The sequence below is a fragment of the Listeria swaminathanii genome (assembly GCF_014229645.1).
GTDB lineage: Bacteria > Bacillota > Bacilli > Lactobacillales > Listeriaceae > Listeria > Listeria swaminathanii.
The window spans coordinates 1-638 of the sequence record NZ_JAATOD010000012.1 but is presented as its reverse complement, the minus strand read 5'-3'; the positions used below and the strand labels follow the sequence as shown (position 1 = coordinate 638).

The window sequence follows — 638 nt, the reverse complement described above, 5'->3', positions numbered from 1 at the left end:
TGGTCCCAAACCAAGTGCTCTACCAAGCTGAGCTACTTCCCGTTTAATAAAGTGCGCCCAAGAGGAGTCGAACCTCTAACCGCTTGATTCGTAGTCAAGTACTCTATCCAGTTGAGCTATGGGCGCATATAAAAATAATGCCGAGGACCGGAATCGAACCGGTACGGATATCACTATCCGCAGGATTTTAAGTCCTGTGCGTCTGCCAGTTCCGCCACCCCGGCATATTGGAACTTTTGTAAACAAGCGGAAGACGGGGTTCGAACCCGCGACCCCCACCTTGGCAAGGTGATGTTCTACCACTGAACTACTTCCGCATATTTAATAAGTGCGGGTGAAGGGACTTGAACCCCCACGCCTCGCGGCGCCAGATCCTAAATCTGGTGCGTCTGCCAATTCCGCCACACCCGCAAAAAGTGAGCCGTGCTGGGTTCGAACCAGCGACCCTCTGATTAAAAGTCAGATGCTCTACCAACTGAGCTAACGGCTCTCTATAATAAAAAATATGTACTATTATAAAGATAATATTAATGGTGCCGGCTGCAAGAGTCGAACTCGCGACCTACTGATTACAAATCAGTTGCTCTACCAACTGAGCTAAGCCGGCATAATAAATGGAGGTTAACGGGATCGAACCG

The 638-nt window shown here is 49.2% G+C and carries 6 tRNA genes; all 6 read right to left on the bottom strand.

The features are described 5' to 3' along the window. Positions 1 to 52: 52 nt before the first annotated feature. Positions 53 to 126, bottom strand: a tRNA-Arg gene (locus HCX62_RS13980). Positions 127 to 138: 12 nt separating this feature from the next. Beyond that, positions 139 to 224 (bottom strand) — tRNA-Leu (locus tag HCX62_RS13975). Between the two features lie 21 nt (positions 225 to 245). Beyond that, positions 246 to 317, bottom strand: a tRNA-Gly gene (locus HCX62_RS13970). Between the two features lie 12 nt (positions 318 to 329). Beyond that, positions 330 to 411 (bottom strand) — tRNA-Leu (locus tag HCX62_RS13965). Between the two features lie 6 nt (positions 412 to 417). After that, positions 418 to 490, bottom strand: a tRNA-Lys gene (locus tag HCX62_RS13960). A 41-nt stretch (positions 491 to 531) separates the two neighbouring features. Continuing rightward, positions 532 to 607 (bottom strand) — tRNA-Thr (locus HCX62_RS13955). Positions 608 to 638: the final 31 nt, after the last annotated feature.